This is a genomic window from Methylobacterium sp. NMS14P, assembly GCF_028583545.1.
GTDB lineage: Bacteria > Pseudomonadota > Alphaproteobacteria > Rhizobiales > Beijerinckiaceae > Methylobacterium.
Genome location: NZ_CP087106.1, coordinates 1,466,863 through 1,490,483, shown reverse-complemented (window position 1 = coordinate 1,490,483; position 23,621 = coordinate 1,466,863). Strand labels below are relative to the sequence as shown.

General features: G+C 73.7%; 19 protein-coding genes. 10 read left to right on the top strand and 9 right to left on the bottom strand.

Annotated elements, in window-relative coordinates:
* Window positions 1-241: 241 nt before the first annotated feature.
* The 7 genes from LOK46_RS07035 to LOK46_RS07005 form a co-directional block, all read right to left on the bottom strand.
* A complete protein-coding gene (locus LOK46_RS07035; protein ID WP_273563114.1) occupies window positions 242-604 on the bottom strand; it encodes a hypothetical protein in 363 nt (120 codons plus the stop codon).
* A 142-nt stretch (window positions 605-746) separates the two neighbouring features.
* Window positions 747-1,787 (bottom strand): sensor histidine kinase, encoded by a 1,041-nt coding sequence (locus tag LOK46_RS07030; protein WP_273563113.1) that lies wholly within the window; start codon window positions 1,785-1,787, stop codon window positions 747-749.
* Window positions 1,774-3,282 carry an ATPase domain-containing protein gene (locus tag LOK46_RS07025; protein WP_273563112.1) on the bottom strand — a complete coding sequence of 503 codons (1,509 nt, stop codon included), beginning with the start codon at window positions 3,280-3,282 and terminating at the stop codon, window positions 1,774-1,776. Before LOK46_RS07025 ends, LOK46_RS07030 begins: the two co-directional genes overlap by 14 nt.
* 186 nt (window positions 3,283-3,468) lie before the next feature.
* Window positions 3,469-5,019, bottom strand: coding sequence for a carbohydrate porin (locus LOK46_RS07020; RefSeq protein WP_273563111.1), 1,551 nt, complete (start codon window positions 5,017-5,019; stop codon window positions 3,469-3,471).
* Between the two features lie 86 nt (window positions 5,020-5,105).
* On the bottom strand, window positions 5,106-6,029 hold the full coding sequence (locus LOK46_RS07015) for a Gfo/Idh/MocA family protein (RefSeq protein ID WP_273564552.1): 924 nt from the start codon (window positions 6,027-6,029) through the stop codon (window positions 5,106-5,108).
* 5 nt (window positions 6,030-6,034) lie between these two features.
* Window positions 6,035-7,015: an AraD1 family protein gene (gene araD1 / locus LOK46_RS07010; protein ID WP_273563110.1), complete on the bottom strand. Its 981-nt coding sequence runs from the start codon at window positions 7,013-7,015 to the stop codon at window positions 6,035-6,037.
* A 72-nt stretch (window positions 7,016-7,087) separates the two neighbouring features.
* Window positions 7,088-8,695 carry an aldehyde dehydrogenase (NADP(+)) gene (locus LOK46_RS07005; RefSeq protein ID WP_273563109.1) on the bottom strand — a complete coding sequence of 536 codons (1,608 nt, stop codon included), beginning with the start codon at window positions 8,693-8,695 and terminating at the stop codon, window positions 7,088-7,090.
* A 147-nt stretch (window positions 8,696-8,842) separates the two neighbouring features.
* Between LOK46_RS07005 and LOK46_RS07000 the strand changes: the two genes are divergently transcribed.
* A complete protein-coding gene (locus LOK46_RS07000) occupies window positions 8,843-9,583 on the top strand; it encodes a FadR/GntR family transcriptional regulator (RefSeq protein ID WP_273563108.1) in 741 nt (246 codons plus the stop codon).
* Window positions 9,584-9,666: 83 nt separating this feature from the next.
* On the opposite strand, the gene LOK46_RS06995 is transcribed toward LOK46_RS07000, so the two are convergent.
* Both LOK46_RS06995 and LOK46_RS06990 read right to left on the bottom strand, forming a co-directional pair.
* Window positions 9,667-11,466, bottom strand: coding sequence for an IlvD/Edd family dehydratase (locus LOK46_RS06995; RefSeq protein WP_273563107.1), 1,800 nt, complete (start codon window positions 11,464-11,466; stop codon window positions 9,667-9,669).
* On the bottom strand, window positions 11,463-12,626 hold the full coding sequence (locus LOK46_RS06990) for an aldose epimerase family protein (RefSeq protein ID WP_273563106.1): 1,164 nt from the start codon (window positions 12,624-12,626) through the stop codon (window positions 11,463-11,465). Before LOK46_RS06990 ends, LOK46_RS06995 begins: the two co-directional genes overlap by 4 nt.
* Before the next feature lie 159 nt (window positions 12,627-12,785).
* Here LOK46_RS06990 and LOK46_RS06985 point away from each other — a divergent pair, with 159 nt between their 5' ends.
* The 9 genes from LOK46_RS06985 (at window position 12,786) to LOK46_RS06945 (ending at window position 23,610) form a co-directional block, all read left to right on the top strand.
* On the top strand, window positions 12,786-14,120 hold the full coding sequence (locus tag LOK46_RS06985) for a sugar MFS transporter (protein WP_273563105.1): 1,335 nt from the start codon (window positions 12,786-12,788) through the stop codon (window positions 14,118-14,120).
* A gap of 26 nt (window positions 14,121-14,146) precedes the next feature.
* Window positions 14,147-15,010, top strand: a complete 864-nt coding sequence (locus LOK46_RS06980; RefSeq protein WP_273563104.1) for an SMP-30/gluconolactonase/LRE family protein — start codon at window positions 14,147-14,149, stop codon at window positions 15,008-15,010.
* A gap of 437 nt (window positions 15,011-15,447) precedes the next feature.
* Complete coding sequence (locus tag LOK46_RS06975) at window positions 15,448-16,554, top strand: NAD-dependent epimerase/dehydratase family protein (RefSeq protein ID WP_273563103.1); 1,107 nt, start codon at window positions 15,448-15,450, stop codon at window positions 16,552-16,554.
* Complete coding sequence (locus LOK46_RS06970; RefSeq protein ID WP_273563102.1) at window positions 16,551-17,615, top strand: SDR family NAD(P)-dependent oxidoreductase; 1,065 nt, start codon at window positions 16,551-16,553, stop codon at window positions 17,613-17,615. Before LOK46_RS06975 ends, LOK46_RS06970 begins: the two co-directional genes overlap by 4 nt.
* Window positions 17,612-18,919 carry a TIGR04295 family B12-binding domain-containing radical SAM protein gene (locus LOK46_RS06965; protein WP_273563101.1) on the top strand — a complete coding sequence of 436 codons (1,308 nt, stop codon included), beginning with the start codon at window positions 17,612-17,614 and terminating at the stop codon, window positions 18,917-18,919. The genes LOK46_RS06970 and LOK46_RS06965 overlap by 4 nt, the downstream gene beginning before the upstream one ends.
* Window positions 18,904-20,037, top strand: a complete 1,134-nt coding sequence (locus tag LOK46_RS06960; RefSeq protein ID WP_273563100.1) for a glycosyltransferase — start codon at window positions 18,904-18,906, stop codon at window positions 20,035-20,037. Before LOK46_RS06965 ends, LOK46_RS06960 begins: the two co-directional genes overlap by 16 nt.
* On the top strand, window positions 20,034-21,389 hold the full coding sequence (locus LOK46_RS06955; RefSeq protein ID WP_273563099.1) for a CgeB family protein: 1,356 nt from the start codon (window positions 20,034-20,036) through the stop codon (window positions 21,387-21,389). The genes LOK46_RS06960 and LOK46_RS06955 overlap by 4 nt, the downstream gene beginning before the upstream one ends.
* Window positions 21,386-22,489 carry a CgeB family protein gene (locus LOK46_RS06950; RefSeq protein WP_273563098.1) on the top strand — a complete coding sequence of 368 codons (1,104 nt, stop codon included), beginning with the start codon at window positions 21,386-21,388 and terminating at the stop codon, window positions 22,487-22,489. The genes LOK46_RS06955 and LOK46_RS06950 overlap by 4 nt, the downstream gene beginning before the upstream one ends.
* Window positions 22,490-22,500: 11 nt before the next feature.
* The gene (locus tag LOK46_RS06945) at window positions 22,501-23,610 is read left to right on the top strand and encodes a CgeB family protein (RefSeq protein WP_443192892.1); all 1,110 of its coding nucleotides are present in this window, start codon (window positions 22,501-22,503) and stop codon (window positions 23,608-23,610) included.
* The last annotated feature ends 11 nt before the right edge of the window (window positions 23,611-23,621 follow it).

Sequence of the window (23,621 nt, the reverse complement as noted above, 5' to 3'; positions counted from 1 at the left end):
CCTCGCGGTTCAGTCGCGCGAGAATCGGAGGTTCGGTCTCCCGGTGAGCCCGGCGGGAGAAGCGTGTTCTCGAAACGCGGGCGGGCTTGGAACCGAATCGCCGAGAGCGGTGCCCGGTGCGGCGGCGGACGCTGGGGCAGCCGGCGACCCTTCCGCGGTGACATCCCCGCGGGCGTCGGCGCCGTCCTCACCACCGTCATCGTCGGCGCGCCCGGCAGGGCCCCGATCGGCGGGCGCGCGCCTACTTGCGAACGAGGAGATGCTGGACGGTGCCGTCGTCGCCGTACTTGGTCCACATCTGCGCGCAGGCCTCCTCGGGACGCTCGCGGAGCTGCGTCGCCTCCGCGTCGAGGTCGTGCTGCAGGGCGACCGAGCGCTTCTTGGTGAAGAAGTCGGCGTGATTCAGGTGGTTCTCGTGGGAGAACTGGCGGAATCGCTCCGCATCGATCCGGACGTTCGGACAGTGTCTCGCCGCCAGATCGGCCTCGATCCCCGGACGGAGCGCCGGGATGTCCTTCTGCAAAGCCGAGCGCCGGGCTTCGGCCCAGGTGCCGAACACGGCCCAGGCCAGTGCGGCCGCCAGGAGAGGAGCAAATCTATTCATCGCAAGACATATCGCTGTGCCGCGACATCCCAAATCTCGCACCTGCGATAAGTTCGATCAGGGCCGCGGAAGGCAAGACACGTCTGTGTGAAAGCGCACGCCCCGCGCCCGACGCGGCGTCGGATCCGGAACCCTGACGGCCTCAGTAGGCCGGGACGACGCGCGTCTCGGGCAGCGGCGCCCGCATGGTGAAGTGCAGCCCCGCCGGCTGGAAGTCGAAGGCGATCTCCGCCTGGCACTGGACCTTCAGGACGCGCTGCAGCAGCGTCGAGCCGAAGCCCTTCCGGGTCGGCGTCGCCGTGGTCGGACCGCCCCGCTCGGTCCAGTCGAGGTGGAGCATGCGGGCGGCCGGCGTCTGCTCGATATCCCAGCGGATCGCGATCCGGCCCTCGGGAACGGACAGCGCGCCGTGCTTGGCCGCGTTGGTCGTCAGCTCGTGGATGGCCATGCCGGTCGGGACCGCGAGGTCGCCCATCAGGTCGATCGCGGGGCCGTCCAGCTGGATGCGGGAGCCCTCGACGTCGTTGTAGGGGCCGAGCTCGTTCATCAGCATCTCGCGCAGGGCCGCCTGCTGCCAGTAATCCTCGGTCAGGAGATTGTGGGTCTTGGCCAGCGAGATCACCCGCGCCGAGAACGACGCGTAGAACGCGTCGACGCTGGTGGCGGAGCGCGCCGAGGCCCCGAGCAGCGCCTGCACGGTCGCCAGCGTGTTCTTCACCCGGTGATGCAGCTCGCGGATCAGGAGCGCCTGCCGCTCGGTCGTGCGCTCGCGCTCCTCGAGATAGGCCCGCGCCTCGAGCTGCCGGCGCTTGGCGCGATGGGCGGAGCGGGCGGCCATGACCAGGGTCGCCGGATGGAACGGACGCTCCAGCACGCTCACGTTGCCCAGCATGTCGGTCAGCTGCGCGTTGGGCACGGCGCCCCGCAGCCGCAGGAGGATGAACGGGAAATCGGACCAGGGCGGCTGCGCGGCGATCCAGTCCGCCAGGGCCTGGCGGTTCGAGGAGAGCAGCGCCTCCTCGGTGAGGACCGCGCAGGCGGCCGTGTCGAGCCGGGAGACCACCTCCGCGAGGCTGCCGCACACCTGTGCCGCGATCCGCGCCTCGCCGAGGATGGTCGCGGCGACGACGGCGTCGCGGCCACCCGGCGTGAAGATGAGAACCGGCAGTTCAGCCTCGGTCATCAGCCGCGCGGGTCGGCAGGAGCGACGACCGCTCACCCTCGAATGTCGGAACGCCGGTCATGATACCTCGGAACGCGCTGAGCGGATCGCCAACGCGGATCCCGCTGGAGTCGATCCGCAATTCGCGGATCGTGTCCTCGTGGCTGCCGGTCCGCTTCTTCACGACCGAGATCGCGCGCCGCAGCCGCCCGTCGGCCTCGAAGGTGCGGAACAGCAGGATCGTGTCGCTGAGGTAGGTCAGGTCGACGTTCGCGCCCATCGCCCCGATCATGCCGTGCTGGGCCAGGATGAGGAGCGAGAGCACGCCCTGCTGGTTCAGGTAGGTCAGCAGCTCGTGCATCTGCAGGAGCAGGTAATTCTCCTCCGGCATGGCGTTGTGATAGCCGGTCAGGGAGTCGATCACGACCATCGTCACGCGCTCGTGCTCGACCGCGTTCTGCACGATGTCGGCGAGTTCGCCGGGCGAGACCTCGGCCGGGTCGATCTGCTCGACGATGAGCGCTCCGGCGGCGATCGCGTCGTCGACCGGCATGGCGAGGCCGCGGGCCCGGCGACTCAGGACGCCGGTGGTCTCGTCGAAGCTGAGGATCAGCGCCCGCTCGCCGCGGGCGATCGCCGCCGTGACGCAGGTGAGCGCCACCGTGGACTTGCCGACGCCGGACGGGCCGATCAGCATCGTGCTGGTGCCCCGGTCGAGGCCGCCGCCGAGCAGCTGGTCCAGTTCGGGGCTGCCCGTGCCGCACTGGTCGTCGGGAAAGGTGCCGAGATGCTCGGCCGCGACGAGGCGCGGGAACACCGTGAGCCCGCCGCGCCGGATCACGTAGTCGTGGAACCCGCCGCGGAACGGCGTGCCGCGCATCTTGATGACGCGCAGGCGCCGCCGCTCGCCGCCGTACAGGGGCGCGAGCTGCTCCAGCCGGATCACGGCATGGCTGAGACTGTGCAGGTTCAGGTCGTCCGTCTCGGCGGTGAGGTCGTCGAGGAGCAGCGCCGTGGTGTTCTGGATGAGCAGGAAGCTGCGCAGGGCGTGGACCTGCCTGCGGTAGCGCAGCGATCCCTGCGAGAGCAGCCGGATCTCCGACAGGCTGTCGAACACCACGCGCTGCGGCCTGAGCCGCTCGATCTCGGCGATCGCCATCCGCACGGTCTCGCCGAGTTCGAGGTCGGACGAGTGGACGAGGCTCTGCTGCTGCCCGGGATCGAGGCTGAGTTCCGGCGCGACGAGCTCGCAGATCTCGATGCCGTCGAGGGACCAGCCGTGGCGCTCCGCGACGTTCAGGAGCTCGCGCCGGCTCTCCGAGAGCGTGATGTACAGGCAGCGCTCGCCCCGCCGCACGCCGTCGAGGAGGAACTGCATCGCCAGCGTCGTCTTGCCGGATCCGGGCCGCCCCTCGATGAGGTGCGAGCGCTGGGACGCGTAGCCGCCGGCCAGGATGTGGTCGAGGCCGGTCACCCCGGTGGAGACCGGTGCCGCGTCGTGATCGGTCACTGCCATGTCGAGGTCTCTGCCGTCGTCCCACGGGCCGGGCCCGTCGACCGCGCGACGGAACGCGGAGCCCGGTCTCGTACACGAAGGCGCGCGCAGCGCGAAACCGGGCCTCGCGGTCGCGGGACGGCCCCTCCCCCGGCCGGGTCCGAGGGCCCGGCGCCCGCAGGGGCGGGCGCCGGGGTGGTCGGACCGCTACTGGCTGCCCGGGCCCTTCGCGAGGCCCGCCAGGGTGAACAGGTCCACCGACAGCTTCGCGCCGATCACGAAGGCGTCCGGGATCGGCTTCGGGCGGAACGGGAAGCGGGTCTGGTCCGGGTCGATCACGTATTGCAGGTTCGGCATCAGCCGCACCGCCGGGGTGAGCTGGATGCCGTAGCTCAGCTCCAGGATGGTCTGCAGGGACTCGACGTTCCGGGTGCCGAGCCCCAGCGACGCGCGCGCCGCCCGGATATTGGCCGTGCCCAGCGGCGAGAGCTTCTCCATGGCGACGACGAGGCCGAGGGTGTCGTAGGGCCGGCCCGGGAAGGTGCCGGTCAGGACGGCGCCGCCCTCCAGGAAGTAGTCCTGGGTCTGCCGGCCGCCGGTGCCGCCGATGACGACGCCGAACACCGACAGGCCCTGGACGCCGTTCGGATCCGGCCGCCAGACCATCTGGTCGAAGCGGGCGTAGATCGCCGACCGCCCGAACCGGGTCAGCGGATCGAGGCCGCTGAAGACCTGCGCGCCGCCCCGCCGGTCGAGCACGGGATCCTTGTAGTCCGACCGGTCGAACACGGCGCCGATGCTGTAGTTGCGCGGCAGCGGGTCGTTGCCGAAATTGGTCGAGTAGCCGACCTCTACCGGGACGAGGACTCCGGTGGCGCCGCGGGTCGACCAGTCGATGCCGTTCTGGGTCGGCAGCTGGTCGCGCGGGTTCACCTCGTAGATGCCGGCGTGCAGGAACACCGTGTCGTTGACCCAGGCCTTGGCGTGGCCGCCCCAGGTCGCGATCGGCCAGTAGGTGAAGTTCGTCAGCTTGAAGATGGACTTGGGCGCGCCGCAGGTCGCGTTGTTCTGGAAGTTGCAGTAGAGCGGCGAGGCCAGGAAGTTGGGGTTGGCGAGCAGGCGGCCGACCTCGATGTCGAGGCGGTTGTCGAGCAGCTTCTGCTCGTAGGACAGCAGCGTCAGGTGGGCGGTCTGGCCGCCGCCGTAGATCTCCTGCACGCTGCCGTTGAAGCCGATGTCATCCTGCGCCAGGCTCCGGCCGTGGCGCTGGGTGACGAGCGTGTGGACCGAGCCGCCGTCGATGCCGGCGAGGCGGGCGAGATCGGCGTCGAGGCCGAACGCGATCTGGCCCGCATAGGCCGATCCCTGCCGGATGCCGCCGGACGGGTTGGCGGCGAACTCGCCCGTATAGTTCAGGATCATGCTGATCCCGTTGCCGAGATCGAGGGTGCCCGGCGGCAGGCTAGGCGGCGTCGCGCTGCTGCCCTGCACGTCGAGGCTGGCCGCGGCGCTGCTGGCGCCCGAGAAGCTCCGCGCCTCCCGGATGACCCGCCGCCGGGCGCGGTTCGCCCGATACCTGGCCTTCTGCGCCGGGCTCGCCTCCCGCCCCGGATTCACCGGGGACGGTCCCCCGTCCGGGGCCGTCGCCTCAACCTGCGCGACCGCCGGGCCCGCGCCCGCCGTGAACGCCGCCGCGCAGAACGCGAGCGCGGCCCATCGCCGATGCTTTCCCCAATGCTTTCCCCAATGCTTTCCCATGTGTGACTCCCCCTTAACCGCGCGGCCTTGCCTGGCTCTGTCGCGTTCGTGTCCCGCAGGGGCCTTCCCGGGCAGTCCGTGTCCGGTCAGTCCGTGAAGGCCTCCACCGTGCGGCGCTCGCCGCGCATGAAGGCGTCGGCGGCGTGGATCAGCGGATTCAGGTCGACGTCGCTGGTGCCGGAGCGGACCAGGGCGGCGAAGCGGTCGTAGAGGCCGCGGTACTCCGCCTCGGGCGGGAGCGGCTGGTCGCGGCCGGCGATCGTCAGGGCGGCCCCGCCCCGCGACAGGACCAAGGGACCGTCGTCGGTCTCGACGCGGATGTCCCAGGTCTGCGGCCCGGTCTGGCGCCAGTCGAACCGGGCGCGGATCGGCGTGCCGGCGGCGTCCGCGAAGTGCAGGTCGGCGGCGATCGGCGCCTGCCGGTTCGCCGGCACCGACAAGGTCGCGCCGGTCAGGAGGAACGGCGGCAGGATGTGGGTGGCGATCGACAGGGCGTTGATCCCCGGATCGAACACGCCCATCCCGCCGGCGTCCCAGATCCAGTCCTGGCCCGGGTGCCAGTGCCGGACATCCTCCAGCCAGTCGATCGCCACCGACCGGATCCTGCGGCCCGACAGCCATCGGCGGGCGGGCTCCACCCCCGGCGCGTAGCGGGAGTGCCAGCTCGCGAACAGGCTCACGCCCCGGTCCCGCGCGGCCGCGACCAGGAGCCCGACCTCGGCCAGCGTCGCGCCCGGGGGCTTCTCGAGGAAGACGTGGCGGCCCGCCGCGATCCCCGCCAGGGCCGCCGCGAACCGCGCCTGCGGCGGCTGGCACAGGGCGACGGCGTCGAGGTCGCCGTGCGCCGCCAGCATCGCCTCCAGGGTGGCGTAGCTCGGCACCCCGTCGAGGCCGCCGTGCCGGCTCGCCACCGCCACGAGCGCGTAGTCCGGCGAGGCGGCGATGACCGGCAGGTGCTGATCGCGGGCGATCTTGCCGACGCCCACGAGGCCGATGCGGATCGGGTCCATCATGGTCAGAGCACCCGCACGGCCGTGTCGACGGCCGGAGCCGCCGCCAGCGGGTTGCGCAGGGGCCGCGTGAACGGCGCGGCCGCGATCTCGAACACGTCGCCCGGCCGGGTCGCGACGCCGTCGCTGAACGACAGGGTCGCGGTCCCGAAGAAGTGGACGTGCACGTCGCCGGGGCGCCGGAACGGCGCGTATTTGAAGTGGTGCCGCTCCAGGTTGGCGATGCTGTGGGACATGTTGGCCTCCCCCGACAGGAACGGCTTCTCCCAGAGCACGGCGCCGTCGCGCAGGATGCGGCTGGTCCCGCGCACGTCCGGCGGCAGGGCCCCGAGCCACAGCTCCGGGCCGAGGGCGGCCGGGCGGAGCTTGGAATGCGCGAGCCACAGGTAATTGCCGCGCTCGGTCACGTGGTCGGAGAACTCGTTCGCCAGGGCGAAGCCGAGGCGCACCGGCGTTCCGTCGGCGTCGATCAGGTAGATCCCGGCGATCTCCGGCTCCTCGCCGCCGTCGCGGGCGAAGGCGGGCGAGACCAGCGGCTCGCCGGGGGCGACCAGGCAGGACCCGTCGCCCTTGTAGAACCACTCGGGCTGCACGCCGGCCTCGCCCGGCGCCGGCTTGCCGCCCTCGACGCCCATCCGGAACATGCGCATCGAATCGGTCGGCGCCGGGTCGGCCGCGGCCGGGCGGTGCATCGCGTCGCGGCCCTTCGCGGAGCCGAGATGCGTCAGGCCTGTGCCGCTCAGCAGCAGGTGGGCGGGATCGGCGTGGTCGACGGGCGGCAGGAGCCGGACCGCGTCGAGATCGACGGGCGCGCCGAGCCCCGCCCGCTCCGCCGTCGCGGCCAGACCGTCCCCCGCCGCGAGGGCCTCTTGCGCCAGGGCCAGCACGCTGTCGACGCCGGGCACCCGCCCCGCCCGGCCGTCGGCGAGCAGCGCGACGCCCCGCTGCCCGTCGGCGGCGCGGAATTGTAGGAGTGATCGTCCCATCTGTGTCCTCCCGGGGACGACCGCTTCGGGGCGTCCTGAACGCGCGGCCGTCGAGGGCCGCGCGGCGGCCTGTCAGCGGCCGGGTTGCGGGGCGAGAGCGCCGTCGATCCGGCGTGCGAGCTGCCAGGGATTGTCCGGGCGCAGGGGCGGCGGCAGCAGCGCGTCGGGCAGGTCCTGGTAGCAGACCGGCCGCAGGAACCGCTCGATCGCCAGCGGTCCGACCGCGCTGCTGCGGCCGTCCGAGGTCGCCGGGAACGGCCCGCCACGCACCATCGCGGGGGCGACCTCCACGCCGGTCGGCCAGCCGTTCGCCAGGACCCGGCCGGCCTTGCGGGCCAGCAGCGGCACGAGCCCGGCGGCGAGATGCTCGTCCGCCCGGTCGAGGTGCAGCGTCGCGGTGAGCTGGCCGCCGAGGGCGTCGACGACCCGGGCGATCTCAGCCATGTCGGCGGCCGCGACGAGGAGCGCCGCCGGGCCGAACATCGCGTCGGCGAGCCCCGGATCCGCGAGGACGCGGCCCGCCTCCGCGCGCAGCAGGCAGGCCGGGGCGCCCCCCGGCCCGGCCGACGCCCCGCGGGCCGCGACCGTCACCCCGGGCCGCGCCGCCATCGCGGCGACGGCGCGCTCGAACCGGTCGCGGATGTCCGCGGTCAGCGTGGCGTGCGGCACGCTCGCGCGGATCGCCGCGCCGGCCGCCTCCGCGAAGGCGTCGAGGTCGGAGCCGGCGAGCCCGACCAGCAGGCCGGGCTCGGTGCAGAACGGCCCCGCCCCCAGCGTCAGCGACCGGACGAAGCCCGCCGCCAGGGACGCGCTCCGCGCCCGAAGGGCGCCCGGCAGCAGGACGACCGGATTGACCGCGCTCATCTCGGCGTAGACCGGGATCGGCTCGGACCGGCCGGCGGCGACCCGCGTCAGCGCGAGCCCGCCCGCCCGCGACCCGGTGAAGGCCACGGCCTTGATCCGCGGATCGGCGACCAGGGCGCCCGCGAGCGCGCTCGACGGCCCCGGCAGGTACGAGAACGCGCCGGCGTGCAGGCCGCTGGCCGCCACGGCCGCGCGCACGGCCCGCGCGACCATCTCCCCGGTGCCGGGGTGGGCCGGATGGCCCTTGACCACCACCGGGCAGCCCGCCGCCAGCGCCGAGGCGGTGTCGCCGCCCGCCACCGAGAAGGCCAGCGGGACGTTCGAGGCGCCGAACACCGCCACCGGGCCGATCGCGACGTGGCGCCGGCGCAGGTCCGGCCGGGGCAGCGGCTGCCGCTTGTGCTGCGCCGGGTCGATCGTCGCCCGGATCCACGCGCCGGAGCGGGCCAGGTCCGCGAGCAGGCGCAGTTGCCCGACCGTGCGGGCGCGCTCGCCCCCAAGCCGCGCGCGCGGCAGGCCCGTCTCGGCCACCGCCCGCTCGACGAGCGGCGCGCCGAGTTCGGCGAGGCCGTCGGCGACCGCCTCGAGGCAGCGCGCGCGCGCTTCCGGGGGCGCCTCGGAGACGTGCGGGAACGCCGCCTCCGCCAGCGCGCAGGCAGCCTCGACCTCCGCGGGGCCGGCAGCCGAGAAGGCCGGCTCCAGGGCCGCGCCGGTGGCGGGATCGATGGCCCGGAAGACCTCGGCCGTGGTCACGTCGGCGGCGCCGACCAGGACGCTGCCGCGGACCGTGACGGACCCTGGCGGTTCACTACTCATACAATTAAGCTAGAGCAGTTCGCCTCCGGCCGCAAGCGCGGCCGCGGTCCCGGTGCGGCGGGTGTTCCCCTTTGCGCTCCTACAACTTCAGGATACGATCACGCCGTTCCTGCCCCGACCCGGTGGCCCGGACCGGAGGTGGATGCGGTGAGGCAGGAGCGCGGCCCGGAGAACGTCACGCTGCCCCTCGCCACGGGGTCGCGCCGCATCCACGGCTCGGTCGCCCGCGATCTGGGCGCGGCGATCCTCGGCGGCCGCTACGCGCCCGGGGACGTGCTGCCCGGGGAGATCGAATTCTCTGAGAAATTGAACGTCTCGCGCACCGCCTATCGCGAGGCGATCCGCATCCTGAGCGCCAAGGGGCTCGTCGAGAGCCGCCCGCGCACCGGCACCCGCGTCAGCCAGCGCAGCCGCTGGAACCTGCTGGATCCCGACATCCTCGCCTGGGCCTTCGAGTCGGAGCCGAGCGAGTCCTTCATCCGCGACCTGTTCGAGCTGCGGATCATCGTCGAGCCGGCCGCGGCCGCGCTCGCGGCCGCGCGGCGCTCGGGCCTCGACATCGCCCGGATGGGCCACGCCCTGGAGGAGATGGGCCGCCACGGCCTCTCCACCGAGGCCGGGCGGGCCGCCGACCAGGCCTTCCACAACACGATCCTGGAGGCGGCCCGCAACGGCGCGCTGATGGCCCTGTCGAGCTCCATCGCCGCCGCGGTCACGTGGACGACGATCTTCAAGCACCGCCGCCAGGGCCTGCCCCGGGACCCAATGCCGGATCACCGCGCCCTCTACGACGCGATCGTGGCGGGCGACCCGGACGCCGCCCGCGCGACGATGACCGAGCTGGTCCGCCTCGCCCTCGCCGACACCGAGCTGGCGATGCGGCCCTGACGGTGCCGGCGGCGGGGCGCCGCCGGCCCGGCATCGCCCGAGCGGCCTCGGCGGCCCCACTGGCCTCAGCGCCCTCGGCGCCCTCAGTGATTGTCGCGCGGCACGCCCCGCGTCTGCGCGATGCGCTGGAACGCCTCGGCGCCCTCCAGGATGGCCCCGGTGTGCATCTGCCCCACCGCGGCGCGCTGCATCGCCTGCCAGGGGGTCTGCGAGGCCGGGTAGGCGTAGCCGCCGGCCGCCTCCAGGGCCTCGCGCCGCCGCGCGATCTCGTCGGCGTCGACCAGCATGTCGGCGGTGCCGCGGCGCAGGTCGATCCGCACCCGGTCGCCGGTGCGCAGGAGGGCGAGGCCGCCGCCGGCCGCCGCCTCGGGCGAGGCGTTGAGGATCGACGGCGAACCGGAGGTGCCGGACTGGCGCCCATCGCCGAGGCAGGGCAGCGCGTGCACGCCGGCCCGGATCAGCTGCGCGGGCGGGCGCATGTTGACCACCTCGGCGGCCCCCGGGTAGCCCACGGGCCCGGCCCCGCGCATGACCAGGAGGGTCTCCTCGGTGATGCCGAGGCTCGGGTCGTCGATCCGGGCGTGGTAATCCTCCGGCCCGTCGAAGACCACGACGGGGCCCTCGAAGGCGTCCGGATCCTCGGGGTTCGACAGGTAGCGGCTGCGGAACTCCGCGCCGATGACGCTGGTCTTCATCACCGCGGCGTCGAACAGGTTGCCGCGCAGGACCAGGAAGCCCGCCGCTTCCTTGAGCGGCCGCTCGATCGGCCGGATCACGTCCTCGTCCTCGATCGCGGCGCCCCGGCAATTGTCGCCGAGGGTGCGCCCGTTCACCGTCAGCGCGCCCTCGCGGATCAGGTCGCGGCGCATGAGTTGCGCCACCACCGCCGGGAGGCTGCCGGCGCGGTAGTAGTCCTCGCCGAGATAGGTGCCCGCCGGCTGCAGGTTGACGAGGAGCGGCACGTCGAGCCCGTGGGTCTGCCAGTCCGCGATGTCGAGTTCGACCCCCATGTGGCGGGCGATCGCCGCGAGGTGGATCGGCGCGTTGGTCGAGCCGCCGATCGCGGAATTGACCGTGATGGCGTTGAGGAAGGCGTCCCGGGTCAGGATGTCGGAGGGCTTCAGGTCCTCGGCCACCATGGCGACGATGCGCTTCCCGGTCAGGTAGGCGGCCTCCTGCCGGTCGCGGTAGGGCGCCGGGATCGCGGCCGAGCCGGGCAGCATCATGCCCAGCGCCTCGGCGAGGGTGTTCATCGTGGTGGCGGTGCCCATCGTGTTGCAGAAGCCCGTCGAGGGCGCCGACGAGGTCACCAGCTTGATGAAGCCGTCGTGGTCGATCTCGCCGGCCGCCAGCATCTCGCGGGCCTTCCAGACGATCGTGCCGGATCCGGTGCGCTGGCCCTTGAACCAGCCGTTGAGCATCGGCCCCACCGACAGGGCGATGGCCGGGATGTTCACGGTGGCGGCCGCCATCAGGCAGGCCGGGGTGGTCTTGTCGCAGCCCGTGGTCAGCACGACCCCGTCGAGGGGGTAGCCGTAGAGCAGTTCCACGAGCCCGAGATAGGCGAGGTTGCGGTCGAGGCCGGCGGTCGGCCGCTTGCCGGTCTCCTGGATCGGGTGGACGGGAAACTCCAGGACGATCCCGCCCGCCTCGCGGATGCCCTCGCGGATCCGCTCCGCGAGGACGAGGTGGTGGCGATTGCACGGGGACAGGTCCGAGCCGGTCTGGGCGATGCCGATGATCGGCTTGCCCGAGCGCAGCTCCTCCAGACTGAGGCCGAAGTTCAGGTAGCGCTCCAGGTAGAGCGCGGTCATGTCGATATTGTCGGGGTTGTCGAACCACGCGCGCGAGCGCAGGGGCCGTGCAATCGGTCGGTCGGTCATTTCTGGGTCCGGTGGGCGGGGCTGGTCGAGAAGCGGTAGGTGATCACGTTCCGGTAGGTCTTGCCGGGATCGAGCCGGGCCGAGCCGAAGGCCGGCTGGTTCGGCGTGTCGGGGAAGAGCTCCGGCTCCAGCGCCAGGGCGTCCGACTGGCGGTAGGCGAGGCCGGATTTACCGACCGCGGTCGCGTTGAGGAAGTTGCCGGCGTAGAACTGAAGGCCGGGCTGGTTGCTCGCCACGTCGAGGACGCGGCCCGATTCCGGATCCTCGACCCGCGCCACGGGGTGCGGCTCGGCCGTGGGCGCGTCGGTCACGACCCAGTTGTGGTCGTAGCCGCGCCCGCGCACGATCTGCGCGTCCCGCCCGTCGCGGATCCGCGCGCCGATCACTGCGGGCTCGCGGAAATCGAAGGGCGTCCCGGCCACCGGCAGGTGCTCCCCGGTCGGGATCAGGGTGGCGTCGACCGGCGTGAAGCGCTCCGCCGGGATGGTCAGGGTCTGGTCGAGGATCGAGCGGCCCGAGCCCTCGCCCGCGAGGTTGAAGAAGCTGTGGTTGGTCAGGTTGACGATCGTCGGCCTGTCGGTCGTCGCCTCGTAGGTGACCGTGAGGGTGTTCGTGTCGTCCAGCGCGTAGGTGGCGGTCGCCGTCAGCGTGCCGGGATAGCCCTCCTCGCCGTCCGGGCTGACGTAGCGCAGGGTGACCGAGGGGGCCGCGCCGCCCTTGACCGCGGTGATCGTCCAGAGCCGCTTGTCGAAGCCGGCCGCGCCGCCGTGCAGGGCGTTCGGGCCGTCGTTGGTCGCGAGCGTGTAGGTCCGGCCGTCGAGGGCGAAGCGCCCGGCGCGGATGCGGTTGGCGTAGCGCCCGACGCTCGCGCCGAAATAGTTGCCCTTGGCCAGGTAGGAGGCGAGGTCGTTGTAGCCGAGCACCACGTCCGCGGCCTTGCCGGAGCGGTCCGGCACGTCGAGGCTCCGCAGGAGCGCCCCCCACGACAGGATCCGCGCCGTGATGCCCGTGCCGTTCGTCAGCGTCACCTCCTCGACCGTCCTGCCATCCGGCAGCGTGCCGAACACCGTCCGGGTCGGCTCGGCCGCCCGGGCCGGTGCCGTCGTCAGGCCCGGCAGGGCCACACAGGCGCACAGCGCCAGGGATCCCACTCCACGCATCGCGTTCTCCCCCTCGTCTCTCCGCCCGCCGCGCCGGTCCTGCGCCGGCCCCGACGGGGCTCGCGGTTGACGACCGCGGACCCGGTATATACTCAGACAAATAAAAGGGACAACACGGGACCCCGGCAAGGCGGCCCGGAAGGCAGAGGACAACGCCCGATGGCAGGACCGATCGCGACCGCGGGGACCGCGGCGCCCCGGACGGGGGCGGAGGCCGCGGGCGACCGGGGCGGCTACCGCCCGGCCCTGTCGCTGCTGGCGAGCCTGTTCTTCATGTGGGGCTTCATCACGGTCATCAACAACACGCTGCTGCCGCACCTCCGCAGCGTGTTCGACCTCGACTACACGCAGACCACGCTGATCGAGTCCGTCTGGTTCATCGCCTACTTCGTCGCCTCGATCCCGGCGGCCAAGCTGATCGAGCGCGTCGGCTACCAGCGCGCCCTGGTGACGGGGCTGGGCATCATGGCGCTGGGCACGCTCGGGATGATCCTGGCCGCCCACCGGGTCTCCTACGCGATCACGCTCACGGCCCTGTTCGTGATCGCCAGCGGCATCACCCTCCTGCAGGTCGCCGCGAACCCCTACGTGGCGGTGGTCGGCCCGGCCGAGAGCGCCCCGGCGCGGCTCAACCTCGTGCAGGCGTTCAACTCCCTCGGGACGACCCTGGCGCCGCTGTTCGGCGGCTACCTGATCCTCGGCCGCTCGGCCTCGGGCAACGCCGCCGCCGGGGCCACCCTGACCCCGGCCGAGCGCCTGGCCGACGCGCAGTCGGTGCAGCTGCCCTACCTGATCGTGGCGGTGGTGCTCGTCGTCCTCGCCGTGATCATCGCCCGCTTCCCGCTGCCCGCCATGGGTGGCTCTGGCGGTTCCGGCGGCGCTACCGCCCGGGCCGCCAGGGCCGAGCGCGCCGGCCTGTCGCTCTGGCGCCACCGCAACCTCGTGCTCGGCGTGCCGGCGATCTTCATCTACCTGATCGCCGAGATCGGTGTGTCGAACCTGTTCATCAACTTCGTGTCGCAGCCCGAGATCGGCGACCTGACCCACGCCCAGGCCGCGCGCTACCTGTTCCTGCTCTGGGGCGGCATGATGGTCGGCCGCTTCGTCGGCAGCTACCTGATGCAGCGGCGCCCGGCCGAGACCGTGCTGGCCGGCGCGGCGATCGGCGCCTGCGCGGTGATGCTGGTGGCGACCTTCGCGACCGGCCACCTCGCCCTCTGGGCGCTGATCTCGGTCGGCCTGTTCCACGCGATCATGTTCCCGACGATCTTCACCCTGGGCATCCGCGGCCTCGGTCCGCTCACCGAGGAGGGCGCCGGGCTGCTGATCATGGCGATCGCGGGCGGGTCGCTGGTGGTGGTGCAGGGCTGGGCGGCGGACCGGTACGGGCTGCAGCACTCCTTCCTGATCACCGCCGCCTGCGAGCTCTACGTCCTGTTCTACGCGCTCTGGGGCTGCCGGACCGGCGCCGCATCGCGGCCGGCCGGCGCCTGAGCGTCGGCCAGATCGGGGAGCCCGCCATGGACCCGCGGATCCGCATCCTCGACCGGCCCCGGCGCGACCGGCTCGGCGAGGGCCCGGTCTGGGTTCCGGAGCGGGGCGTGCTGTTCTGGGTCGATATCGAGGCGCCGGCCCTGAACTGGCTCGACCTCGCCGACGGTGCCGTGGGCACGCGCCCGTTCCCGGAACCGCTCGGCTGGATCATCCCCCGCGCGGGCCGGCGCGACTTCGTCGTCGGGCTGAAGAGCGGCTTCGCGACCTACGACCTGGAGGCCGGTCGCCTCGCGCCGATCGGCGACCCCGAGCCCGACGATCCCGACAACCGCCTGAACGACGCCAAGGTCGATCTCGCCGGCCGGATCTGGGCCGGGAGCATGCACCAGGCCGAGACCGCGGTGTCGGGCTCCCTGCACCGGCTCGACCCGGACCTGACGTGGCGGCGGATGGATACCCGCTACGGCGTCGCCAACGGGCCGACCTTCAGCCGCGACGGCCGGATCCTCTATCACGGCGACAGCGCCGCCCGGACGGTCTACGCCTTCGACCTCGCCGCCGACGGGGCGCTGACGGGCAAGCGGCCCTTCCTGCGCTTCCCCGACGACTGGGGCTGGCCCGACGGCATGACCACGGACGAAGAGGGCTGCCTGTGGATCGCCCACTGGGGTGGCGGCCGGCTCAGCCGCTTCGATCCCGCGGGGCGCCTGCTGCGCGCGATCCCCCTGCCCGCCCCCAACATCACGAGCTGCGCCTTCGCGGGTCCCGGCCTCGACCGGCTGTTCGTCACCTCGGCGGCGCGGGGGGCCGAGCACGTGCCGGAGGCCGGCGCGCTGTTCGAGCTCGACGTCGGCGTCGCCGGCCTGCCGCCCCGCGCCTTCGCGGGCTGACGGACCCGGCGCCTAGGACAGAAATCCCCTGCGGCGATCTTCCCCCTCCCCCGGCGGGGCTGGTTTCCCGGCGGCCGGGGAGCGGGATGCCGGGGCCTGCGCGTGGCAACGGACCCCGCGGATCCCGCGACGGGGCCGCCGCGCCATGTGCCCGCGCGGTGCCGGTGAGGCCCGGCCAGTACAGCCGGTCCGGCATTGCTGGGGGAATAGGGCGCTGATCGTCGCCCTCCGCCGCGCGCATACTGGCCGCGCCCGCGGATCGACTGCCGCGCGATGATCCGTTGTTGTCGAAAGATAAGCCCCCGTATTTATTCGTCTTCGCCGTTATAGCCCCGCTTTTCTCCGAACAAATTCGGCTCTTAACCTGAGTTATTTCATCGAGACGGGATTCCCGATCTACATAGCTTTAAGTCCTTGCAGGGGAGTTTCCACGCCTCGTGCCGGAATCCGTGCTCATTACCGGTGGTGCTGGCTTCATCGGCCGCCACCTCTCCGCCGAACTGCTGCGCCGCGGCTACCGCGTGCGGGTGCTCGACAGCCTGATCGAGCAGGTCCACGGCGGCGGCGCCGAGGCGCTGCCGCCGGAGGTCGAGTTCCAGGCCGGCGACGTCCGCGACGGCGCGGCCGTGGCCCGCGCCCTGTCGGGCATCGACCGGGTCGTCCACCTCGCGGCCGAGGTCGGCGTCGGCCAGAGTATGTACGCGGTCGAGCGCTACGTCTCGGTCAACGATTGCGGCACGGCGGTCCTGTTCCAGCAGCTCATCGACGCCCCGGTGAGGCGCGTGGTCGTCGCCTCCTCGATGAGCATCTACGGGGAGGGGCTGTACCGCACCTCCGACGGCTCGACCGCCGAGGAGGTGGTGCGCCGCCCGCGCCGGCCCGGGGAACCCTGGGACCCCCTCGACGGGCACGGGCAGCCCATGCGGCCGATCCCGACGCCCGAGACGAAGCGGCCGGCGCTCGCCTCCGTGTACGCGCTGACCAAGTACATGCAGGAGCGCCTGACGCTCACCCTCGCCCCCGCCTACGGGATGGAGGGCGTGGCGCTCCGCCTGTGGAACGCCTACGGGCCGGGCCAGGCGCTGTCGAACCCCTATACCGGCGTGCTGGCGATCTTCGCGGCGCGCCTCCACAACGGCCAGCCGCCGATGATCTTCGAGGACGGCGCGCAGCGGCGCGACTTCGTCCACGTGGAGGACGTCGCGCAGGCCTTCGCGCTGGCCCTGGAGCACCCGGCCGCCGCCGGCCAGGTCTACAACGTCGGCAGCGGCCAGGACCGCACGGTCAGCGAGGTCGCCCGCCTGCTCGCCCGCGCCATGGGCCGCGCGGAGATCGCGCCGGAGGTGACCGGCCAGGCGCGGCTCGGCGACATCCGCCACTGCATCGCCGATATCGGCAAGATCCAGCGGGAGCTCGGCTACGCGCCGCGCCGCGACTTCGCCGAGGGGCTCGCCGAGCTCGCCGCCTGGGTGGCCGAGCAGCAGGCCGTCGACCGCGTCGCCGAGGCGCGGCGCGAGCTCGAAGCGCGCGGTCTCGTCGCGTGAGCGGCCGGCCGATCCTCGTCACCGGCGGCGCCGGGTTCATCGGCGCCAACCTGTCCGACAGCCTCGCGGCCGACGGCCACGCGGTGATCGTCTACGACATCCTCTCGCGCCCCGGCGTCGAGGCCAACCTCGCGTGGCTGCGGCAGCGCCACGGCAACCGGATCGTCCCGGTCGTCGCCGACATCCGCGACATCCAGGAACTGGGCCGCGCGGTGGCGGAGGCCGGCGCGGTGTTCCACTTCGCCGCCCAGGTGGCGGTGACGACGAGCCTCGTCGCGCCGCGGGCCGACATGGAGATCAACCTCCTCGGCACCGTGAACCTGCTGGAGGCGCTGCGGGCGCAGGCGCGGCCGGTGCCGCTCCTCTACGCCTCGACCAACAAGGTCTACGGCGACCTGCCCGACATCGCCCTGGAGGCGGTCGGCGACGCCTACCTGCCGGCCGATCCGGAGCTGCGCCGGCGCGGCATCGGCGAGACCCGGCCCCTCGACTTCCACACGCCCTACGGCTGCTCCAAGGGGGCGGCGGACCAGTACGTCCTCGACTACGCCCGCAGCTTCGGCATCCCGGCGGCGGTGATGCGGATGAGCTGCATCTACGGGCCCCGCCAGATGGGCAACGAGGACCAGGGCTGGGTCGCCCACTTCCTGATCCGGGCGCTCGCCGGCGAGGCGGTCACGCTCTACGGCGACGGACGGCAGGTGCGCGACATCCTGCACGTGCGCGACGTGGTGGCGGTCTACCGGGCGGCGCTCGCCCGCATCGACGACGCGGCGGGCCGCGCCTTCAACGTCGGGGGTGGCCCCGGCAACGCCGTGAGCCTGCTGCAGCTCCTCGACCATGTCGGCACCCTGCTGGGGCGCCCGGTGGCGCGCAGCTTCCAGGCCTGGCGCCCGGGCGACCAGCGCTACTACGTCTCGGACACGCGCCGGGCCGTCCAGCGGCTCGGCCTCGCCCCCTTCACGGGCTGGCGCGACGGCGTCGCCGACCTCGCCCGGTGGCTCGCCGCCGCGCGCGCGCCGTCGGACGGCGCGGCGCCGATCGCCGGAGCGGCCGCATGAGAGTCGCTCTGGTCAACCCGCCCTGGGACTACCGCAACAGCATCTATTTCGGCTGCCGCGAGCCGCACCTGCCGCTCGAGCTCGGCTACGCCGCCGCGCTGCTGGCGGCCTCCGGCCACGAGACGCTGCTCGTGGACGCCCATCTCGAGGGCCTGAGCGCCGAGGCCGCCGCCGACCGTGTGGCCGCCTTCGCCCCCGCCATGACGGTGGTGGCGACCGCCCCCACCTACCTGTTCTGGCGCTGCGCCCCGCCGGAGCTGCGGGTGCCGCGCCAGTTCCTCGACACCCTGGCGGGCCGGGGCGGGACGACCGTGGCGGTCGGCCCCCACGGCTCCGCGACGCCGCGGCCGGTCCTCGACAAGCTCGGCTGCGCCATCGTCGTGCGCGGCGAGTGCGAGGAGGTCGTCGCCCGGCTCGCCGCCCTGCCCGACCTGCGCCCGGAAACCCTGCGGGCCGTGCCCGGCCTCGCCGTCCGCGACGGTGAGGCGGTCGCGGTGACCGGCCCGCCCCAGGCCGGCCGCTTCACCGACCTGCCGGCCCTGCGCTGGCCGGATCAGTGGATCGCCCGGCACCGGCACCACCACCACCGGTTCGACGCCGCGCCGGACGGCCCGGGCGCCGAGGTCGAGGCCTCGCGCGGCTGCCCCTACACCTGCTCGTTCTGCGCCAAGATCGATTTCCGCGACGCCTATCGCCGCCGGGACCTGAACCTCGTCCTCGACGAGATCGACGGGCTGATCGCGCAGGGCGTCACCTACGTCTACTTCGTCGACGAGATCTTCCTGCCGCAGAAGCCGCTGCTGGAGGCGCTGGTCGCCCGGGACCTGCGCTTCGGGATCCAGACCCGGATCGACCTGTGGAAGCCCGACATGCTCGACCTCCTCGGGGCGGCGGGCTGCGTCTCCATCGAGGCCGGGATCGAGAGCCTGACCGAGGCGGGCCGCGCCGCCCTCGACAAGCGCTGCCGCGCCTCGACCGACGACCTCGCCGAGCGCCTGATCCACGCCCGCCGCACTGTGCCGTTCGTGCAGGCGAACCTCATCGCCGTGGCGGGGGACGACCCCGACCTCGTGGCCGCGTGGCGCGACCGCCTGCGCGGACAGGGCGTCTGGGCGAACGACCCGGTGCCGCTCTACCCCTACCCGAGCTCCCCCGACTACCGCCGCCTCTGGGGCGAGCCCGACGACCGGGCCTGGGAGCGGGCGCACGCCCATTACCTCGGCCAGTTCGCGCAGTTCAGCGACATCCAGGACGAGCGCCCCCTGCCCCTGCCCGAGCTGGAGGCCGCATGCGGGTGCTGCTGAGCCCCTCCCCGACAGCGGCGCCGCACGTCCTGATGAGCGCGGACGCGGTGGGCGGCGTCTGGCAGTACAGCCTCGACCTCGCGGCCGGCCTGGTCCGGCGGGGCCTGGCCGTGACGGTCGCGGTCCTGGGCCCGGTCCCCTCCGAGGCGCGGATCGCGGCGGCCGAGGCCGCCACCGGCGCGCAGATCCGCGCCACCGGGCTGCCCCTGGACTGGACCGCCGCGACGCCCGACGCCGTGCTGGACGCCGCGCGGGCGCTGGCCGGGCTCGCCCGGACCCTGGGCGCGGATCTCGTGCACCTGCACAGCCCCGCCATGGCGCTCGCCGATTTCCCCGTGCCGGTGGCGGCCGTGTGCCATTCCTGCGTGGCGACGTGGTGGGACGCCGTCGAGACCGGGCCGCTCCCGGCCGACCTCGCGTGGCGCCACGACCTGACCGCGCGGGGCTGCCGCGCCGCCGACGCCCTCCTGGCCCCCACCCGGGCGCACGCGCTGGCGACCGCCCGGGTCTGCGGCCTCGCGCGGCCGCCCGAGGTGGTCCGCAACGGGCGGGCGCCGAGCGGCGCGCGGCCCCGGGCCGCCGAACCCTTCGTCTTCACGGCCGGGCGCCTCTGGGACCGGGCGAAGAACGCCGCCGCCCTCGACCGGCTGGCCGCCCGCCTGCCGGTGCCGCTGCGCGCCGCCGGCCCCGTCGACGGGCCGAACGGCGCGCGGGTCGAGACGCGCCACCTGCGGCGCCTCGGGCGGCTCGACGATGCCGGGATCGCCGCGGAACTCGCCGGCCGCCCGGTCTTCGTGTCGCTCGCCCGGTACGAGCCGTTCGGCCTCGCGGTGCTGGAGGCCGCCGCTTCGGGCTGCGCCCTCGTGTTGTCCGACATGCCGGTCTTCCGCGAGCTGTGGGACGGCGCTGCCGCCTTCGTGGGCGCGGACGACGACGGGGCTGCCGCGCGGGCCGTGCAGGACCTCCTGGACGATCCCGCCCGGCGTGACGCCGCCGGGGCGGCCGCCGCCGATCGCGCCGCCCGCTACGGGGTCGAGGCGATGACCGAGGGCGTGCTCGGGGTGCTGCGCGGCCTCCTCGACGGGGCGCCGGCCCGGCTCGGCGGGGCCGCGGCATGAGGATCGCCTACTTCACCCACTCCCTGGCCTCGTGCTGGAACCACGGCAACGCGCATTTCCTGCGCGGCGTCCTGCGCGAACTGCGGGCGCGCGGCCACGACGTCGCGGCCTACGAGCCGGAGGGGGCCTGGAGCCTCGAGAACCTCCTGCGCGACCACGGCGCGGCCGGCCTCGACGCCTACCGGGCGGCCTATCCGGACCTCGCTTCCGAGCGCTACGCGGCAGTCGACGCTCCGGTCGACGCTCCGGTCGACGCTCCGGTCGACGCGGTGGTCGAGCGTGTGGCGGACCGCGACCTCGTTCTGGTCCACGAGTGGAGCGAGCCGGCCCTGGTGGCGGCGCTCGGCGCCGCCCGGCGCCGCGGGGCGCGCTACACGCTCCTGTTCCACGACACCCACCACCGGGCGGTGAGCGCCCCGGAGGAGATGGCCCGGTTCGACCTCTCCGGCTACGACGGCGTGCTCGCCTTCGGGGAGACCCTCGCGGCGGTCTACCGGGCGCGCGGCTGGGGGCGGCGCGCCTACGTCTGGCACGAGGCGGCCGACACGCGGCTGTTCCACCCGCCCGCGCAGGAACTTCCGGATCTCGACGGCGCCGGATCCGGCGCGGGTCCCCTCTCCCGTTCGGGAGACGGACTGGGTGAGGGATCTGGCCCATCCGGACGCGGCGCGCCGTTCCCGCGCGTCGATGTCGGGCTCGATCCTGAACCGTCTCGTCCCTCACCCCAACCCTCTCCCGCACGGGAGAGGGGGCGCGTCGCGTCCGATCCGGATGGTCCCGAGAGCGCCCGCGCCGGCCTGGTCTGGATCGGCAACTGGGGCGACGACGAGCGCAGCGCGGAGCTGGAGACCTACCTGTTCCGGCCGGCCGCGCAGGTCGGCCTGCCGCTGGACATCTACGGCGTGCGCTACCCCGCGGCGGCGCTCGCGACGCTCGAGCGGTACGGCGCCCGCTATCACGGCTGGGCGCCGAACGCCGCCGCGCCCGGCCTGTTCGCCCGCCATCTCGCCACCGTGCACGTGCCCCGGCGCTTCTACGTGGAGCGCCTGCCCGGCATCCCGACGATCCGGGTGTTCGAGGCGCTCGCCTGCGGCATCCCGCTGGTCTGCGCGCCCTGGGACGACGCGGAGCACCTGTTCCGGCCGGGCCGGGACTATCTCGTCGCCCGCACCGGCGCCGAGATGGAGAGCCACCTGCGCGCCCTGCGGTCGGATCCCGGCCTCCGGCAGGCGCTCGCGGCCGCCGGCCTCGCCACGATCCGGGCGCGCCACACCTGCGCGCACCGCGCCGAGGAACTTCTGTCCGTCGCCGCCAGCCTGCGGGCACCCGCCACCCTGGAGGCCACCGCGTGAAGATCGCCTTCTACGGCTCCTCCCTGCTGTCGTCCTACTGGAACGGCGCCGCGACCTATTACCGGGGGATGCTCGCCGCCCTGGCGCGGCACGGCCACACGATCACCTTCTACGAGCCCGACGCCTTCGACCGGCAGCAGCACCGGGACATCGAGCCCCCGCCCTACGCGGCGGTGACGGTCTACCCGGCGACGATCGAGGCCGCCCGGGCGGTCGTCGCCGAGGCGGCGATGGCCGACGTGGTCGTGAAGGCGAGCGGCGTCGGCGTGTTCGACGACGAGCTGCTCGAAGGGATCATCGCGGCGTCGCGCCCGGAGGCGGTGCGGATCTTCTGGGACGTCGACGCCCCGGCGACGCTCGCCGAGATGCGCGCCGATCCCGACCACGCGCTCCGCCGCGCCCTGCCCGACCTCGACCTCGTGCTCACCTACGGCGGCGGGCCGCCGGTGGTCGAGGCCTACGAGGGCTTCGGCGCCCGGGCCTGCATCCCGATCTACAACGCGCTCGATCCGGACACCCATTTCCCGGTGCCGCCGGAGCCGCGCTTCGCGGCCGATCTCGCCTTCCTGGGCAACCGCCTGCCCGACCGCGAGGCCCGCGTCGAGAAGTTCTTCCTCGCGGCGGCGGCGCGCCTGCCGGAGCGGTCTTTCCTCATCGGCGGCAACGGCTGGGAGAGCCGCGGCCTGCCGCTGAACGTCCGGCATCTCGGCCACGTCTACACGCGCGAGCACAACGCCTTCAACACGACGCCCCTCGCCGTCCTGAACATCGCCCGCGACAGCATGGCGGCGGTCGGCTTCTCCCCCGCCACCCGGGTGTTCGAGGCGGCCGGCGCCGGCGCCTGCCTGATCACCGACGCCTGGGAGGGCCTCGGCCTGTTCCTCGACGCGGGGACCGAGGTGCTGGTCGCCCGGGACGGGCGCGACGTCGCCGACCACGTCGCCGCCCTCACCCCGGAGCGGGCCCGCGCCATCGGCGAGGCCGCCCGCCGGCGCATCACGGCGCAGCACACCTACGCGCGCCGGGCGGTCGAGGTCGACGCGATCCTGCGGGCGGAGGCGGCCCGCAAGGCGGACGCGAACCGGCGGAGCGTCGCGTGAGCGCGGCCCCGATGCGCCTGGTCGTCCTGGGCCTGAGCCTGTCCTCGTCCTGGGGGAACGGCCACGCGACCACCTACCGGGCGCTGCTCAAGGCCTTCGCGGGGCGCGGCCACCACGTCCTGTTCCTGGAGCGCGACGTGCCCTGGTACGCCCAGCACCGCGACCTGCCCGAGCCCGGCTTCTGCGACCTCGCCCTCTACGCCGATCTCGACGGGCTCGACGCGCACCGCGCCGCCATCGCCGGGGCGGATGCCGTGATCGTCGGGTCCTACGTGCCGGAGGGCGTCGCGGCGGGCGCCCGCGTGCTCGACTGGGCCCGGGGGACCCGCGCCTTCTACGACATCGACACGCCGGTGACGCTGGCCGCCCTGGAGGCCGGCACCTGCGCCTACCTCGCGGCCGGGCAGATCCGGGATTACGACCTCTACCTGTCCTTCACGGGCGGCCCGACCCTGCGGCGCCTGGAGCGGGCCTACGGCGCGCCCGCCGCGAGAGCGCTCTACTGCTCGGTCGATCCGGATGCCTACCCGGCCCTCGACCGCCCGGCGCGCTACGATCTCGGCTATCTCGGGACCTACAGCCCGGACCGGCAGCCCACGCTGGAGCGCCTGCTGGTCGAGCCGGCCCGCCGCGCCCCCGATCTCCGCTTCGCGGTGGCGGGCCCCCAGTACCCGGCCGGCATCGACTGGCCCGCCAACGTCGAGCGGATCGAGCACCTGCCGCCGGACCGGCACCCGGATTTCTACGCGGCGAGCCGCTACACTCTGAACGTCACCCGCGCCGACATGGTCCGGGCCGGCTGGAGCCCGAGCGTGCGCCTGTTCGAGGCGGGCGCCTGCGGCACGCCGGTGATCTCCGACCGGTGGGACGGTCTCGACACCCTGCTCGTCCCGGAGCGCGAAATCCTGCTGCCCGACGGCCCGGACGCCGTCCTGGCCATCCTGCGCGGGCGTCCCGAGGCGGATCGGCGGAGCCTCGGCGCCGCGGCCCGCGCGGCGATCCTCGCGCGGCACACCGCCGCCGCCCGCGCCGAGGAACTCGAACGCTTCCTCGGCGAAGCGGGCGCGCTGTCGGGATTCGCGCGCTCCGCCGCGCCCGATCTCGCGATCATCGGTCACTAGGCACTCGGGAG

Bases quoted from the DNA above. Each gene is read 5' to 3' on its own strand.
- LOK46_RS07005 (WP_273563109.1), bottom strand. From the start codon at position 8,695: ATGAGTAGTGAACCGCCAGGGTCCGTCACGGTCCGCGGCAGCGTCCTG.
- LOK46_RS06945 (WP_443192892.1), top strand. From the start codon at position 22,501: ATGCGCCTGGTCGTCCTGGGCCTGAGCCTGTCCTCGTCCTGGGGGAAC.
- LOK46_RS06955 (WP_273563099.1), top strand. From the start codon at position 20,034: ATGAGGATCGCCTACTTCACCCACTCCCTGGCCTCGTGCTGGAACCAC.
- LOK46_RS07025 (WP_273563112.1), bottom strand. From the start codon at position 3,282: ATGGCAGTGACCGATCACGACGCGGCACCGGTCTCCACCGGGGTGACC.
- LOK46_RS07030 (WP_273563113.1), bottom strand. From the start codon at position 1,787: ATGACCGAGGCTGAACTGCCGGTTCTCATCTTCACGCCGGGTGGCCGC.
- LOK46_RS06990 (WP_273563106.1), bottom strand. From the start codon at position 12,626: ATGCGTGGAGTGGGATCCCTGGCGCTGTGCGCCTGTGTGGCCCTGCCG.
- LOK46_RS07035 (WP_273563114.1), bottom strand. From the start codon at position 604: ATGAATAGATTTGCTCCTCTCCTGGCGGCCGCACTGGCCTGGGCCGTG.
- araD1 (WP_273563110.1), bottom strand. From the start codon at position 7,015: ATGGGACGATCACTCCTACAATTCCGCGCCGCCGACGGGCAGCGGGGC.
- LOK46_RS06980 (WP_273563104.1), top strand. From the start codon at position 14,147: ATGGACCCGCGGATCCGCATCCTCGACCGGCCCCGGCGCGACCGGCTC.
- LOK46_RS06995 (WP_273563107.1), bottom strand. From the start codon at position 11,466: ATGACCGACCGACCGATTGCACGGCCCCTGCGCTCGCGCGCGTGGTTC.
- LOK46_RS06965 (WP_273563101.1), top strand. From the start codon at position 17,612: ATGAGAGTCGCTCTGGTCAACCCGCCCTGGGACTACCGCAACAGCATC.
- LOK46_RS06960 (WP_273563100.1), top strand. From the start codon at position 18,904: ATGCGGGTGCTGCTGAGCCCCTCCCCGACAGCGGCGCCGCACGTCCTG.
- LOK46_RS07020 (WP_273563111.1), bottom strand. From the start codon at position 5,019: ATGGGAAAGCATTGGGGAAAGCATTGGGGAAAGCATCGGCGATGGGCC.
- LOK46_RS07015 (WP_273564552.1), bottom strand. From the start codon at position 6,029: ATGGACCCGATCCGCATCGGCCTCGTGGGCGTCGGCAAGATCGCCCGC.
- LOK46_RS06985 (WP_273563105.1), top strand. From the start codon at position 12,786: ATGGCAGGACCGATCGCGACCGCGGGGACCGCGGCGCCCCGGACGGGG.